This window comes from Hydrogenophaga sp. PAMC20947 (assembly GCF_004795855.1).
Lineage (GTDB): Bacteria > Pseudomonadota > Gammaproteobacteria > Burkholderiales > Burkholderiaceae_C > Hydrogenophaga.
In genome coordinates this window covers 2057710-2072158 of sequence record NZ_CP039252.1, presented here as the reverse complement: position 1 = coordinate 2072158, position 14449 = coordinate 2057710, and the positions used below count along the sequence as shown (strand labels likewise).

Below are 14449 nucleotides of genomic sequence, written 5' to 3'. Positions count from 1 at the left end.
ATGCGAAAAAGTATGGGGCGGTTTTTGGGGATGCGCCAATTCTAGAATCGCGCTACGCTGAGCAACTACCCTCCATCTTTATGCCCACAACGCCTATGAATTCCCCCTTTCAGGACCTGTTTTTTTCCGACGCCGACCCCGATGAACTGAGCCAACGCGATCCCAAGGCCTTGACGGCCATGGCCAAGGCACACTGGGCTTTGGTACAGGATTCCAAGGCGGGCGCCGTTCGGGTTGAGGTTTTGAAGGCCCAAGAGTGCCAGACCGAGGGCAACACCGTGGTGCAGATCGTGCACCCTGATATGGCCTTTCTGGTGGATTCGGTGAGCATCGCGGTGAACCAGAGTGGGCGCACGGTGCACTGGATTGTTCACCCCTTGTTGCGGGTGACCCGGGATGACGCGGGAAAAATCGCGCAAGTGGACAGCGCTGCGCGCAGCGGACAAACGGGTGCCAACGGCGCGGTGATGTCATGCATCTTGGTGGAGTGCACCCGTCTGGCCAGCGATCCGGACGGTGAGGCCTTGTGCCGGGCGATCGAAAGCACCTTGCTGGATGTGCGGTGCGCCGTCCAGGACTGGCGCGGCATGCTGTCGCGGGTGCAACTGCTCAGCGCTGGGTTTACGGCGCTTGAAGGCAGCGAAGCGGCGGAGGCCAAGGCATTCCTCAATTGGCTGGAACAAGGCCACTTCACCTTCCTTGGTGCACAGGACTTTGTCGTGGAAGGCGACCACTTGAGCAAGGTGTCCGGCACGGCGCTGGGAGTGATGAAGAATCCCGGATTTCAGGCGCTTCCTGAGCAGAACGCTGCGCCGTTCATGAGCGATCCGCGCTGGCTTTTCTGTGCAAAAGCAACAAGGCGCTCCAGCGTTCACCGCCCCACCTGGCTGGACACCATCAGCGTCAAACGGCTGGACGCCTCCGGGGCGGTGGTGGGTGAAACCCGCTTTCTGGGGCTCTACACCTCGGCAGCTTACGCGGCTTTGGTGGAGAGCATCCCGGTGGTGCGCCAGCACGTGGCGCATGTGACCGCCCAGGCTGGGGTGGTTCGTGGCAGCCATGCACACAAGGCCTTGCAGTCCATTCTGGAAACCTATCCGCGCGACGAGATCTTGCAGATTGACGAAGCAACCCTGGTCCAGCATGCGATTGGCATTCTGCGTCTGCAAGAGCGCCAGCGGGTGCGCCTGTTCCTGCGTCGAGGCCCATTCGGGCGGGTGGCCTCGGTTCTGGTGTACGTGCCGCGTGATCTCTACACCACGGAATTGCGCGTAAAACTGGGGCAGATGTTCAAGAAGGCGTTTGCCGCCGAAACGGTGGAATTCACCCCCATGCTGACCGACAGTGCGTTGGCGCGCATCCATTACATCGTGCGTTCGCAGGACCGTCTGCAAGTCGATGTGGACATGGTGGAGCTGGAGGCCCAGGTGGCCCTGGCTTGCAAGCGCTGGGAAGACGGTGTTCAAACGGCACTGATGGGCCAGGGGGTGGACAAGGCCCGCCAACTCAGCGCCATCGCATCGGGTTTTCCTGCGGCATACCGCGAGGAATTCAACGCCGAGGTGGCCGCGAAGGACGCTGCGGTGATGCACGCTCTGAGCGACGAGCAACCCATGGCGCTCCAGTTGTATGCCCGTGGGGACCAACCCCACTTCAAGACCTACGCCACCCAGAAGGTCATCTTGTCTGACGCGCTGCCGGTGATGGAGTCGATGGGCGTTCGGGTGCTGGACGAGCACCCCTATCTGGTCAAGATGTCTCAGTCGGCGGGCGACCAGCGCTGGTTGCACGATTGGGGACTGCATTTTGACCAGGCGGTGGATCTGGATCGGCTCAAGCCTCGGTTTGAGGCCCTCTTTCAGGCGGTCTGGCGACAAGAGGTGGAGTGTGATGCGCTCAACCGCCTGGTCTTGACCACCGAACTGGGTCCCCGCGATATTGCCGTGCTGCGCGCCTACACCCGCTATTTCAAGCAGCTGGGTTTTGCCTTCAGCCAGAGCTATATCGAAGATACGCTCAACGGCAACCCAGCCCTTGCGCAGGACCTGGCGGCCCTGTTTTCGATCCGGTTCGATCCCGCGCGCGAAGCGGGTCGCGAGCAGGCTATCGCTGCCCAGGAGCAGGCGATTGAAGCCCAGCTCTCAGATGTGGCGAGTCTGGAGCAAGACCGGGTGTTGCGCCAGTTTGTCGCCACCATCGGCGCGACGGTGCGCACCAATGCCTTTCAGGTGGGCAAAGATTACATGAGCTTCAAGCTCAAGCCCCGCGACATTCCCAACGTGCCCGAGCCTCGGCCGATGTTTGAGATCTGGGTGTATTCGCCTCGGGTGGAGGGGGTGCACCTGCGGGGTGGCAAGGTGGCCCGTGGTGGTCTGCGGTGGTCAGACCGCCGCGATGATTTCCGTACCGAGATTCTGGGGCTGGTCAAGGCCCAGCAGGTCAAGAACACGGTGATTGTGCCGGTGGGTTCCAAGGGCGGTTTTGTGCTGAAGAAAGCACCCGCGGCCAGTGACCGGGAGGCCTACCTGGCCGAAGGGGTGGCTTGCTACAAGATTTTCCTGAGTGGCCTGCTGGATGTCACGGACAACGTGGTCAAGGGGCAGGTGGTGCCGCCGGTGCGTGTGGTGCGGCACGACGAAGACGACCCCTACTTGGTGGTGGCCGCCGACAAAGGCACAGCGACCTTCAGCGATATTGCCAACGGCGTGAGCGAAGCCTATGGGTTCTGGCTCGGCGATGCCTTTGCCTCGGGTGGCTCGGTCGGCTACGACCACAAGAAGATGGGCATCACGGCGCGCGGGGCTTGGGAGTCGGTCAAGCGGCATTTCCGTGGATTGAACGTGGACACACAAAGCCAGCCATTCACGGTGGCCGGCATTGGCGATATGTCGGGCGATGTGTTTGGCAATGGCATGCTGCTTTCCGAGCAGATACAACTGGTGGTGGCGTTTGACCACCGCCATGTTTTTATCGACCCTCAGCCGGATGTGGCGCTCAGTTTTGCCGAACGGCAGCGGCTGTTCAGTTTGCCTCGCTCCAGCTGGGCCGACTACGACAAAAGCCTCATCAGCGAAGGCGGCGGCGTGTATCCGCGAAGCGCCAAATCCATTCCGCTGAGCGCTCAGGCGCGAGCGATCCTGGGCACCGATGCCAAGGCCATGCCCCCCAATGATCTGCTCAACGCGATCCTGAAGGCCCCCGTGGATCTGCTGTACAACGGCGGCATCGGGACCTATGTCAAAGCCAGCTTTGAGAGCCATGCGCAGGCGGGCGACAAGGCCGGCGATGCCTTCCGTGTCAACGGCAACGAGTTGCGCTGCAAGGTGTTGGGCGAAGGTGGCAATTTGGGCTGCACGCAGAACGGGCGCATTGAATTTGCCCAGTCCGGCGGCTTGATCTACACCGACGCGATCGACAACTCAGCGGGTGTGGACTGCTCTGACCACGAGGTGAACATCAAGATCCTGGTGGGCGCGGTTCAAGAGAGCGGTGCGCTTTCGCAAGAAGAACGCAACCAGCTGTTGGCCAGCATGACGGATGAGGTAGGGTTGCAGGTGCTGCAGGACAATTACTACCAGAGTCAGCAGATTGAACTGGCTGCAGCGCGCCCTGCTTATCTGCTGGAGGGGCAAAAAACGCTGATGCGCTGGCTGGAGAGCATGGGCTCGCTCAAGCGGGGCATTGAGTATTTGCCCACCGATGAAGAGCTGGCCAAACGCAAGCGCGATGGCAAGGGTTTGACCCGTCCGGAAAATGCCGTGCTCATGGCTTACGCCAAACTCAACCTGTTTGATGAACTGTGCGCCAGCACGCTGCCCGACGATCCGTTCTACGCCAAGGTGTTGCAAACCTACTTCCCGCAGGTGCTCAACCAGCGGTACCCCGACTTCGTCGCAAAGCACGCGCTGAAACGTGAAATCATCGCCACCAGTGTGACCAACGCCGTGGTTAACCGCATGGGCAGTACCTTTGTCAACTTCCTTGCCAATGAGGCGTCCTGCAATGCATCGGATGTGGTCAGTGCCTACACGCTGGCGCGCGAGGTGTTTGGCCTGGAAGACATCTGGGACCGTATCGACGAGCTCGATGGCAAGGTACCCACCGCGCTGCAATTGGATTTGCTCGCCCAGCTCAGTGCAGTGACGCAGCGGGCCAGCCGATGGATGCTGCGCCACCGCGGTCAAGGAGATCTGCCGAGCATGATCGCGTTGTACCAGCCCGCGGCGGCACAGTTGCGTGCCCACATCGACCAATGGCTGCCCGGCGAATTCCGTGAACAGTGGCAGGCCGCGAGTGCCAAGCTGGTCGAGGCGGGCGTGGACGCCCAGCTGGCCGAAGACCTGACGGTGCTGGACCACCTGTACCCGGTTCTGGATCTGGTGGACGTGGCCGGCAAGTGCAACAGCTCGCTGGAAAAAGCCGCTCGCACCTACTTTGGTGTGGATCACGCGCTGGATCTGGGCTTGTGGCGCGGCATCATCACCCAGTTGCCGACAGAGACGCTGTGGCAAACCCAGGCCCGAGCCAGTGCGCGCGACGACGTGTATTCGATCGCCAGCCAGATCGTGCAGTGGCTGCTGAGCGAGCAACAATCGGTCGAGCAGTGGGAGGAGCGCCATGCCAAGGCCATCGGACGCGTGAACGCCATGCGCGAGAGCATTGCAGGCGCGGCGGCCGATCTGGCGCCCGTTTCTGTGGCGTTGCGGGAGCTGCGACAGATGGCCTGAAGAGGCTGTTGAAACGGGTGCTACACGGTTTTGCTTTCAAGCGCAGAACAAGGCGGGAGCCTGACCGTGTTGTAGCACCGCAAGGCGAACCTGCGCAGTTATACGGTTGAAGGTGAATCCGTATCAGCCGGCCCACACATGGCGCGCGACCCGCGCCATGTTGTTGCCCATCACGCCCGAGATGTCGGTCTCGTTCATGCCCATGGCCCGCAGTGCCGCTGGCAGGTGTGACCAGGTATCGACTGGTGTGTAGCTGATGCCTCGGATGCCTTGCCCATACCCTGCCGCAGCGGGCCACCAATGGGCCGGGTCGAAGGGGGGAGCGGGGTCGTCGTTCAGCCCGCTTTGCGAAAAGCCAATGTCCAGGCCCAGGCCCACATGTTCGGCCCCCACCAGATTGGCCACATAGGCCACATGGCGGGCGACATCTTTCGCGCCCGGGAGGTCAACGCCGAGGAAGCGTGACACGCCCGAAATGCACACCACGCCGCCGGTGGCTGCGCAGGCGCGGATCTGTTCGTCGCTGATGTTGCGGCCATGTTCGACGAGTGCGAGTGGGTTGGCATGGCTGAACACCACCGGATGGCGGGAGTGGGCCATGATGTCCAGCGAGCTTCGGCGCCCGGTGTGGGCGCAGTCCATCAGAACACCGGCATCGTTCACAGCCGCCACCATGCGTTGCCCCAGGGCCGAGAGGTGTTGCGGGGTGTCATGGCAACCGCCTGCCACGGCGTTGTTGCGGTTGTAGGCGAAGTGGATCTGACGCACGCCCAGGTCGCGAAAGAGGGCGACCATGTCGGGTTGTTCGAGCAAAGGCAGGGCGCCCTCGAGGTCAAAGCCCACGGCGAGTTGCCCTTGGCTGCGCGCGAGTTCGATGTCCGAGACCTGCTGGGGCAGCACGTACCGTTGTGGTTCGGCCGCGAGCCGAGCTCGAAACGCAGCCATCACTGGCAGGATCTGGGACAGGGCGTTCATGTCCATGCCCACGTTGATGCTGACGTAGTGAACGCCCAGCGCGCGGTAGCGCTCCAGCGGCTCAAAGCTGGCCTCAGGGTGCAGCGGCAGGCAGGTGTGGGCTTCCCAGAACATGGCGTTGAATGACTCGTGTGGTGGCGCAGTGATGTGGACGTGCACGGGTTACTTGGCGTAGTGGCCAAACGTGTCTTGTGCTTTGGATAGCTGTTTGAGGTGCGCGGTGACATCGTCGCCAAGGTCGTCGATGACATCCTGCACCAGCAGGTTCAGGCTGAAGTGCAAGGCGGTGCTGGGCCACAGAAAGAGGTCGGGCTCCATGGGCAGCGCGACCACATGGGGTGTGATCTGGTGGGCCCAGTCGCAGAGCTCGTCGCAGAACACCACCACTTCGGCGCCTTGCTCCTGAGCGGCCTGGGCCAGCCTGGGGCCGTTGCGGCCATAGCGGAAGGTGTCAATGATGATCAGCACTTTGCCGGGCCGCGGGTTCGTCAGCAGTTGGGCATAGGTGCCATCAATGCCGTCGAGTTCAAACGCGTTGGGCCGGATGTAGTTCAAGCGTTGGACCAGCCCGTTGGCCAGGTACCGCATGGTCTGGAACCCTGCCGCATATACGCTGTCGGCCCGGGACACGCGCTGGACGATGTGCTTCCAAAGGGGTTGCGAGCGGAAGTCCACCGCTTTGCGCATGGCCTCGGTGGCGTGGGCGAGCTGGGTGTCCTGATCGAGCCGGCCGGGTGTGCGCCGAAAAGTTTCGAACCGGGCACCCACGGCTTCAGGGCTGGCTTCGTAGAGCTGCCGTTTGGCCATGTCTTTCGCGTCTGCTGCGTTTTCAAAACCCACCTTTTTGAAGAACCGGGTCACGGTCATGGGGCTGACGTGCGCCCGTTTGGCGAGGGTGGCACTGTTGTCCACGGCGATGGCGTTGGGGTTGGCGCTCAGGTAGGCCGTGATGCGGCGCTCCAGCTTGGTGAGGTTGATCGGGTTGTCCACGCTTGCCAGCCGCCGCTTCAGCTCGTCAATGAAAATGGGGTCGTTGTGGCTGCGGTTCATATCATTTTTGGAAAAAGGTACGAAGAGGTCGCTGGGGTGGCGCCAGCGCAGGGGCGGGTGCGACGGCGAGGGCTGCCCTATCGAGGTGCGGCGTGGGCGGATAGCACCGCGGCTTGCGCTGGGTTTGGATCGGGGAACGCGGATGCATTGGCAAGCCCTCACGGGTACTCACATGGGGGCCGGACGCAGTGCACGCACGGGCGTGAACATGCCAGACAATTGGAGGCGGTCGAGTGTGCATCAATCTTGCTTCTGCTTGACCATGGTCAATTCGGTCTCACGGGAATACCCTATCCATCGGTGTATAAACTTGTGCAATGATTTGACCATACCAATACCAAAAAATGGTACTGGTAAATCAAAATGAGGGCAGGGACTGGTGTCTGGCATCCAGGGAACGCAAGGTGTCGCCCGGTAAACGGGTTGCATCTGAACCCGGCATCCAGCCTTGCTGTTGATCTATTGTGGGAAATACATTTCCCTTTTTTTGTTTTGAGGACCATGCATGTTCAAACTGAATAAACTGATCCTGGCCCTGGGCTTGACGGCTGCTGCCGTGAGCGCACAGGCTGCTGGCACGTTGATCTACTGTTCCGAAGCCAGCCCTGAAGGTTTCGACAACGCTCAATACACCGGTGGCACCACGTTTGATGCGTCGGGCCATGCGCTGTTCAACCGGTTGATCGGCTTCAAGGCCGGCACCACCGAGATCGAGCCCAGCTTGGCGGAGTCGTGGTCGAACTCGGCCGATGGCTTGTCTTACACCTTCAAGCTGCGCAAAGGTGTGAAGTTCCATACCACCGAGAATTTCAAACCAACGCGCGATTTCAACGCCGACGACGCGATCTTCACCATCGGCCGCCTGGTGGACAAGAACCACCCCTTCAACAAAGCTTACCCGGCTGAGTTCCCCTACGCTTCGGACGTGGGTCTGGACAGCAATGTGGCATCGGTCACAAAATCCGATCCCCTGACCCTGGTCGTGACCTTGAAGAAGCCAGACCCCGACCTGCTGATCAAGCTGGCCATGCCGTTTGCTTCGATCCTGTCGCAGGAACATGCCGACAAGCTGGTCGCCGCTGGCCAGGCTTCCATGATCAACCAGCAGCCTGTGGGCACGGGTCCGTTCGTGCTGCGCCGCTACCAGAAAGATGCGCAGATTCGCTATGTGAAGAACAATGACTACTGGAACGCCAAGAATGTGCTGGTCGACAATCTGATCTTTGCGATCACAACCGACGCATCGGTGCGCTTCCAGAAGATGAAGGCCGGTGAGTGCCACATCATGGCGTACCCCAAGCCACAGGACATCGCTGCCATGAAGGCCGATCCGGCTTTGAAGGTCGACAGCGCACCCGGTTTCAACATTGGGTACCTGTCGTACAACATGGAAAAGCCGCTGCTGGCCAAGCTTGAAGTGCGCCAGGCGCTCGACATGGCGATCAACCGCAAGGCGATTCTCGAAGCGGTGTACCAGGGTCAGGGTCAGGAAGCGGCCAACCCGTTCCCCGCCTCGCTGTGGTCTTACAACCCGGCTCTGAAAAACGCGCCATTCAATCCTGAAAAAGCCAAAGAGTTGCTGAAAAAGGCTGGCGTGGCCGAAGGCACGGAAGTCACCCTGTGGGCGATGCCAGTGCAGCGCCCTTACAACCCCAACGCCAAGCTGATGGCCGAGATGATCCAGGCCGACTGGGCCAAGATCGGCATCAAGGGCAAGATCACCCAGTACGAGTGGGGCGAGTACCTCAAGCGCATGAAGCAGGGTGAGCACGACACCGGCCTGATCGGCTGGACCGGCGACTACGCGTCACCCGACAACTTCATGGGTGTGTTGCTCACTTGTGAGGCCGTCGGCGGATCCAACTACGCGCGCTACTGCAGCAAGGACTTCGACGCCCTGGTGCTCAAGGCCCGCAACAGCCTGGACCAGAAAGAACGCACCAACCTGTACATGAAGGCTCAGGAAGTGTTCAAGAAAGACCTGCCATGGTCCACGATCGCCCACTCGACCGTGAACCAGCCCATGCGCAAGGAAGTCAACGGCTTCAAGATCAGCCCATTTGGTGATTACCAGTTTGAAGGCGTGAGCGTGAAGTAAAGTCACGTCCTTCAGGATTTGTACCTGAAGCTCAAGGACAGGCGTCAAGCTTTTGACGCCTGTCCCTTTTTGCGCGTTTCAAAATTTCGACGAGGCACCTCCTCATGCTGAGCTACATCCTTCGCAGGTTGCTCGTGCTGATACCCACCATCCTGGGCGTCACCTTGCTGACCTTCTCGCTCATCCGTCTCATACCCGGTGATCCCGTGGAAGTGATGATGGGCGAGCGCACTCTGGACCCCGAACTCCACGCCGCTGCCCTGACGCGCCTGGGGCTGGACAAGCCCCTGTATGTGCAGTACGGCCACTACCTGGGGCAATTGATCCAGGGTGATCTGGGTGTTTCGTTGAAATCCCAGGCCACGGTCTGGAGTGAATTCAAAGCCTTGTTCCCGGCCACACTCGAGCTGGCCACCATGGCCTTGCTGATCGCCCTGGTGCTGGGCATGGTTGCCGGCGTCATGGCTGCGGTGAAGCGGGGGACCTGGCTGGACCACACGGTGATGACAGCCGCGCTCACGGGCTATTCCATGCCCATCTTCTGGTGGGGCTTGTTGCTGATCATGTTGTTTTCCGTCGGGTTGGGCTGGACGCCGGTTTCGGGCCGCATCGATCTGCTCTACGACGTACCGCCGCAAACCGGCTTCATGGTCTGGGACGCCTGGCTGGCCCAGCAGGCCGATCCGGAATACAACGGTGGCGCGGTGTGGGATGCCCTGCGGCACCTGATCTTGCCGTCGGTGGTGTTGGCCACGATTCCGCTGGCCGTGATTGCCCGTATGACGCGGTCGAGCATGCTTGAAGTGCTGCGTGAAGACTATGTGCGCACCGCGCGCGCCAAAGGCTTGTCGCCCGCCAGGGTGATCTTCGTGCACACGCTGCGCAATGCATTGATCCCGGTGCTCACCGTGGTGGGCCTGCAGGTGGGTACCCTCATGGGCGGCGCGGTCTTGACCGAGACCATCTTCTCCTGGCCAGGCATTGGCAAATGGTTGATCGACGCCATTGGGCGGCGCGATTACCCCGTGGTGCAAAACGGCATTTTGCTGGTGGCAACGCTGGTCATCCTGACCAACTTTCTTGTGGACATTCTTTACGGCGTGGCCAACCCGCGCATCCGGGTGCAGTGATGAACTTCCGAGAATTCTGGCGCGCTTTCGCGCACAACAAAGGGGCCGTTGCTGGCCTGTTCTTCATGCTGATCGTGGCCACGCTCGCGATCCTGGCGCCCTGGGTCGCGCCTTACAGCCCGATCGAGCAATACCGCGCGCATTTCCTGCAGGCGCCGGTGTGGTCCGAAGGCGGTACCTGGCAGTTTTTGTTTGGCACCGATGAGCTGGGCCGCGACCTGCTGTCGCGCTTGATCCACGGGGCGCGCCTGTCGCTGCTGGTGGGTCTGGTGTCGGTGGTGCTGGCTTTGATCCCCGGGGTGATCCTGGGGCTGACGGCGGCCTTTGCTGGCCGCTGGATGGACGCCGCGATCATGCGAGCCATGGACATCATGATGGCCTTGCCTTCGCTGCTGCTGGCCGTGGCGATCATGGCCATTCTTGGCCCGGGATTGATCAACGCCATGATCGCCATTGCCCTGGTTTCGTTGCCGGCCTATGTGCGCCTGGTGCGCGCGTCGGCCATGTCAGAGCTGCAGAAGGATTACGTAACGGCCGCACGCCTCTCGGGCGCGCGCACGCTGAGGCTGATGTTTGTCACCGTGTTGCCCAACTGCACCGCACCACTGATCGTGCACGCAACCATGAGCTTTTCAGCGGCCATTCTGGAGATTGCCGCGCTGGGTTTTCTGGGGCTGGGCGTGCAACCGCCGCTGCCGGAATGGGGCACGATGCTGGCGTCGGCGCGCGACTACATCGAGAGTGCGTGGTGGGTGGTGACTTTGCCGGGCCTGACCATTTTGTTGTCGGTGCTGGCGATCAACCTGGTGGGCGATGGTCTGCGCGATGCGCTGGACCCCAAGCTCAAGACGGCATCATGAAACACCCCCGCCGTGCTTCGCACGCCCCCCTCAAGGGGGCGCACCTGCCGTCCAGCAAAGCCGGCCCGGCGGTGTCACTTGGATTGCGTTATCCCCGCCACGGCGCCCAGTGCTTTCGGTGGAGTGCATGAGGAATTTGAAATGAGTCTTTTGGAAATTCAAAATTTGAGCGTCGAATTTGGTGCCAAAGATCGCGGCTTTCGTGCCGTGGACACACTCGACGTGCAACTCGATCAAGGCCAGGTGCTTGGCATCGTGGGCGAGTCGGGCTCGGGCAAATCGGTCAGCATGATGGCCATGATGGGACTGCTGGCCGGACAAGGCCGGGTCAACGCCGACAAGCTGGTGTTTGACGGCAAGGATCTGCTGACCATTTCCGATCGCGCGCGGCGCCAGATCCTGGGCAAGGATATGGCCATGATCTTTCAGGACCCCATGACTTCGCTCAACCCCAGTTTCACGGTTGGCTTCCAGCTGATCGAGGTGCTGAAACAGCACATGGGGCTGCGAGGATCGGCGGCCAAAGCGCGCGCAATCGAATTGCTGGAAATGGTGGAAATTTCTGGCGCGGCGAATCGGCTGGACAGCTACCCGCACCAGTTCTCAGGCGGCATGGCGCAGCGCGTGATGATCGCGATTGCCATTGCCTGCAACCCCAAGTTGCTGATCGCCGATGAGCCCACGACCGCGTTGGATGTGACCATCCAGGCGCAAATCATGGAGCTTTTGGTGCAGCTGCAAAAGGCACACAACATGGCGCTGATTCTGATCACGCACGATCTGGCGGTGGTGGCCGAGGTGGCCCAGCGCGTGGCGGTGATGTACGCTGGCCAGGTGGTAGAGCAGGGCGAGGTTTCGCGCATGTTCACCGCCCCCACGCATCCCTACACGCGGGCCTTGCTGCAAAGTGTGCCCGAGCACAGCCGGGGTGCCAGCCGCCTGCATACCTTGCCGGGCATCGTGCCAGGCCAGCACGACCGGCCAGCCGGTTGCCTCCTGTCGCCGCGTTGCCCGCGGGTTCAGGACCGCTGTCGCACCGAGCGGCCTGGTCTGTTTGAGCAACACGGGGTGCAGACGCGCTGCTTCTTCCCCATGACCCCGCAGGAGGTGCTATGAACAAGCCGGTGATGCAGGCCGAGTCGCTGACCCGGCATTACCATGTGTCGCAGGGTTTTTTGAAGCCTTCGGTGACGGTGAAGGCATTGGCCGATGTGTCGTTCCAGCTGGAGCAGGGACGCACGCTGGCGGTGGTGGGTGAATCGGGTTGCGGCAAGAGCACGCTGGCCCGGCAGCTCACGCTGATCGAGCCGCCCACTGAGGGCCGCCTGCAGCTGGGCGATGAGTGGGTGAAGCCGGGCGACAAGGCGCAGTACAAGCGCTTGCGCAGCCAGGTGCAGATGGTTTTCCAGAACCCCTACGCCTCGCTCAATCCGCGCCAGAAAATTGGCCATCAGATCGGTGAACCGCTGTTGCTCAACACAGCACTGAGTGCCACCGAGCGCAAGACCAAGGTGATGGAAAGCCTGGAGCGCGTGGGCCTGCGCCCGGAGCACCACGACCGCTACGCGCACATGTTTTCCGGTGGTCAGCGGCAACGCATTGCGATCGCGCGGGCCATGGTTTTGCAGCCCAAGATTCTTGTCGCCGACGAACCCACCTCGGCGCTCGATGTGTCGATCCAGGCACAGGTGCTGAACCTGTTCATGGACCTGCAGGATCAGCTCAAGACCGCCTACGTGTTTGTGTCACACAACCTCGCTGTGGTGGAGCACATCGCCAACGACGTGATGGTGATGTACCTGGGGCGGGTGGTGGAGTCGGGCCCCAAGGCCACGATCTTTGCCAACGCCTTGCACCCGTATACGCAAGCGTTGTTGTCGGCCACGCCTTCCATCGACCCTGCCCATCGGCAGAAGAAAATCAAGATCCACGGCGAGCTGCCCAGCCCGCTGGACCCGCCCACGGGCTGTGCGTTTCACAAGCGCTGCCCGCTGGCGGACGCGCGTTGCGAAATCGAGCTGCCCGTCTTGCGAATGCTGCAAGGCCGGCAGGTGGCCTGCCACCACGCAGGCTGATCAGGCCTGCTTTTCAGGCTTGCTCATGCGTCCGGGCTTTGGACAGAGCGCGGGACAGCGCTGAGGCGTCGGCGTAGCCGGTGCGCCGGGCAGCAGTCTTGAGGCTGTCGCCCGACGACACCGCCTTCTGGGCAATCGCCAGTCGGAGCTGCGCCAGGTACTTGCCGGGCGTCGTGTTGAGGGCGTCGCGGAAACAGTTGACAAACGCTGTGCGCGACATGCCGGCCTGCGCGGCCATGGATTCCAGCCGCCAGTCGGCCTGGGGTTCGGCGTGCAAGGCCACCAGGGTGCTGGCCACGCGCGGATCGGCCAGGCCATGGAACAGGCCTTGGCCACTACCGGCATGGCCCACCAGATGCCGCAGCAGGCCGATGAACAGGATGTCGCCAGCCCGGTCCAGCAACAAAGGCTGGCCACAGCGCGGCTCACTCACTTCAGCACTCACCAACTGAATAACCTGCTGCAACGAGGCATCGGCACCGGAGAGCGGTACCACCATGGGTTGCCGGAATTCGGCCAGCAACAGCGGCGCGACCGGGCCTTCGAGGTGGGCGCGGGCGCACAACAGCGCCTCTGGAGCTGTCGCTGCTGCGGGCTGCCCGGCGCTGGACCGCGTGAGGGCGTGGGCAACATCTGCCCGGCAGATCAGCATGGCGGGGGCCTCGGCCACGGTGATGTGCTGGTTTTCCGACCGCAGCTCAACGCCGCCCGCCAACACCAGGTGCAGCCACAAGCCGCGTGATGCTTCGCTTGGGAACTGCAGGGTGCTGTCGCCGCTGCCCGGTCGCAAAACCTGGACGCGCGGCGCGAGTCCGCCCAACAGGGCAGAGAGGCGGTCCAGGCGTGGGGCGGTGTTCATTTGTACGAATTGCAATCATTTTTGGATTTTGATTGGCAAAGCGTACATCACAATGGTGTGGTCCCCATTTTTTTAGGAGTTTCCATGCGTGTTCAGTCCCTGATGCCCCGTTTTCCCGTGCCTGCCCTCAACCTGCCGTTGACGAATGGCGAGCGCTTTGTGCTGGGTGCCAACCCCGGTGAACCATTCGACTTGCTGGTGTTTTACCGTGGTCTGCACTGCCCAATCTGCGCCAAATACCTGCTGGAGCTCGAGCGTCTGGCGCCTGAATTTGCCAGTCGTGGCGTGCAGGTGGTGGCGATCAGTAGCGACTCGGAAGAGCGCGGCAAGGCCATGGCCGAAAAAGTGAAAGCCAGCGGCGTGAAGTTTGCCTACGACCTGAGCCTTCGCAGCGCCCGCGAATGGGGGCTGTACATCAGCACGTCTCGCGGCACCACGTCCATCGGCATCGACGAGCCTGAGTTGTTCAGCGAGCCCGGCGTGTTCCTGGTGCGGCCCGATGGCACGCTGTATTACGGCGCCACGCAAACCATGCCGTTCGCTCGCCCACAATTCCAGGACCTCATCGGCGCTATCGACTTCGCAGTGTCCAAAGACTACCCAGCGCGCGGCGAATACACCGGCGCCGTGTAAAGGTTGCGCCGACCGTAGCGCAGGGCCGCCCCAAGCCAGGTC

Annotated in this window: 10 protein-coding genes; 7 read left to right on the top strand and 3 right to left on the bottom strand. The window is 61.7% G+C overall.

Annotated features, from left to right (window positions below; translation table 11 throughout):
- The first annotated feature begins 95 nt into the window (after window positions 1-95).
- A complete protein-coding gene (locus E5678_RS09260; protein WP_247596965.1) occupies window positions 96-4727 on the top strand; it encodes an NAD-glutamate dehydrogenase in 4632 nt (1543 codons plus the stop codon).
- Window positions 4728-4850: 123 nt separating this feature from the next.
- Here E5678_RS09260 and E5678_RS09255 read toward each other — a convergent pair whose 3' ends face one another.
- Complete coding sequence (locus tag E5678_RS09255) at window positions 4851-5861, bottom strand: membrane dipeptidase (protein WP_247596964.1); 1011 nt, start codon at window positions 5859-5861, stop codon at window positions 4851-4853.
- Window positions 5862-5864: 3 nt separating this feature from the next.
- On the bottom strand, window positions 5865-6752 hold the full coding sequence (locus E5678_RS09250) for a MurR/RpiR family transcriptional regulator (protein ID WP_136178253.1): 888 nt from the start codon (window positions 6750-6752) through the stop codon (window positions 5865-5867).
- 505 nt (window positions 6753-7257) lie between these two features.
- Between E5678_RS09250 and E5678_RS09245 the strand changes: the two genes are divergently transcribed.
- The 5 genes from E5678_RS09245 (at window position 7258) to E5678_RS09225 (ending at window position 12915) form a co-directional block, all read left to right on the top strand.
- Window positions 7258-8850, top strand: coding sequence for an ABC transporter substrate-binding protein (locus E5678_RS09245; protein ID WP_136178252.1), 1593 nt, complete (start codon window positions 7258-7260; stop codon window positions 8848-8850).
- A 104-nt stretch (window positions 8851-8954) separates the two neighbouring features.
- Complete coding sequence (locus E5678_RS09240) at window positions 8955-9980, top strand: ABC transporter permease subunit (protein ID WP_136178251.1); 1026 nt, start codon at window positions 8955-8957, stop codon at window positions 9978-9980.
- A complete protein-coding gene (locus E5678_RS09235; protein WP_136178250.1) occupies window positions 9980-10840 on the top strand; it encodes an ABC transporter permease subunit in 861 nt (286 codons plus the stop codon). The genes E5678_RS09240 and E5678_RS09235 overlap by 1 nt, the downstream gene beginning before the upstream one ends.
- Before the next feature lie 141 nt (window positions 10841-10981).
- The gene (locus tag E5678_RS09230) at window positions 10982-11956 is read left to right on the top strand and encodes an oligopeptide/dipeptide ABC transporter ATP-binding protein (protein WP_136178249.1); all 975 of its coding nucleotides are present in this window, start codon (window positions 10982-10984) and stop codon (window positions 11954-11956) included.
- A complete protein-coding gene (locus tag E5678_RS09225; protein ID WP_136178248.1) occupies window positions 11953-12915 on the top strand; it encodes a dipeptide ABC transporter ATP-binding protein in 963 nt (320 codons plus the stop codon). Before E5678_RS09230 ends, E5678_RS09225 begins: the two co-directional genes overlap by 4 nt.
- Before the next feature lie 13 nt (window positions 12916-12928).
- On the opposite strand, the gene E5678_RS09220 is transcribed toward E5678_RS09225, so the two are convergent.
- The gene (locus tag E5678_RS09220) at window positions 12929-13774 is read right to left on the bottom strand and encodes an AraC family transcriptional regulator (protein WP_136178247.1); all 846 of its coding nucleotides are present in this window, start codon (window positions 13772-13774) and stop codon (window positions 12929-12931) included.
- An 84-nt stretch (window positions 13775-13858) separates the two neighbouring features.
- On the opposite strand from E5678_RS09220, the gene E5678_RS09215 reads away from it, so the two are divergent.
- A complete protein-coding gene (locus E5678_RS09215) occupies window positions 13859-14407 on the top strand; it encodes a peroxiredoxin-like family protein (RefSeq protein ID WP_136178246.1) in 549 nt (182 codons plus the stop codon).
- The last annotated feature ends 42 nt before the right edge of the window (window positions 14408-14449 follow it).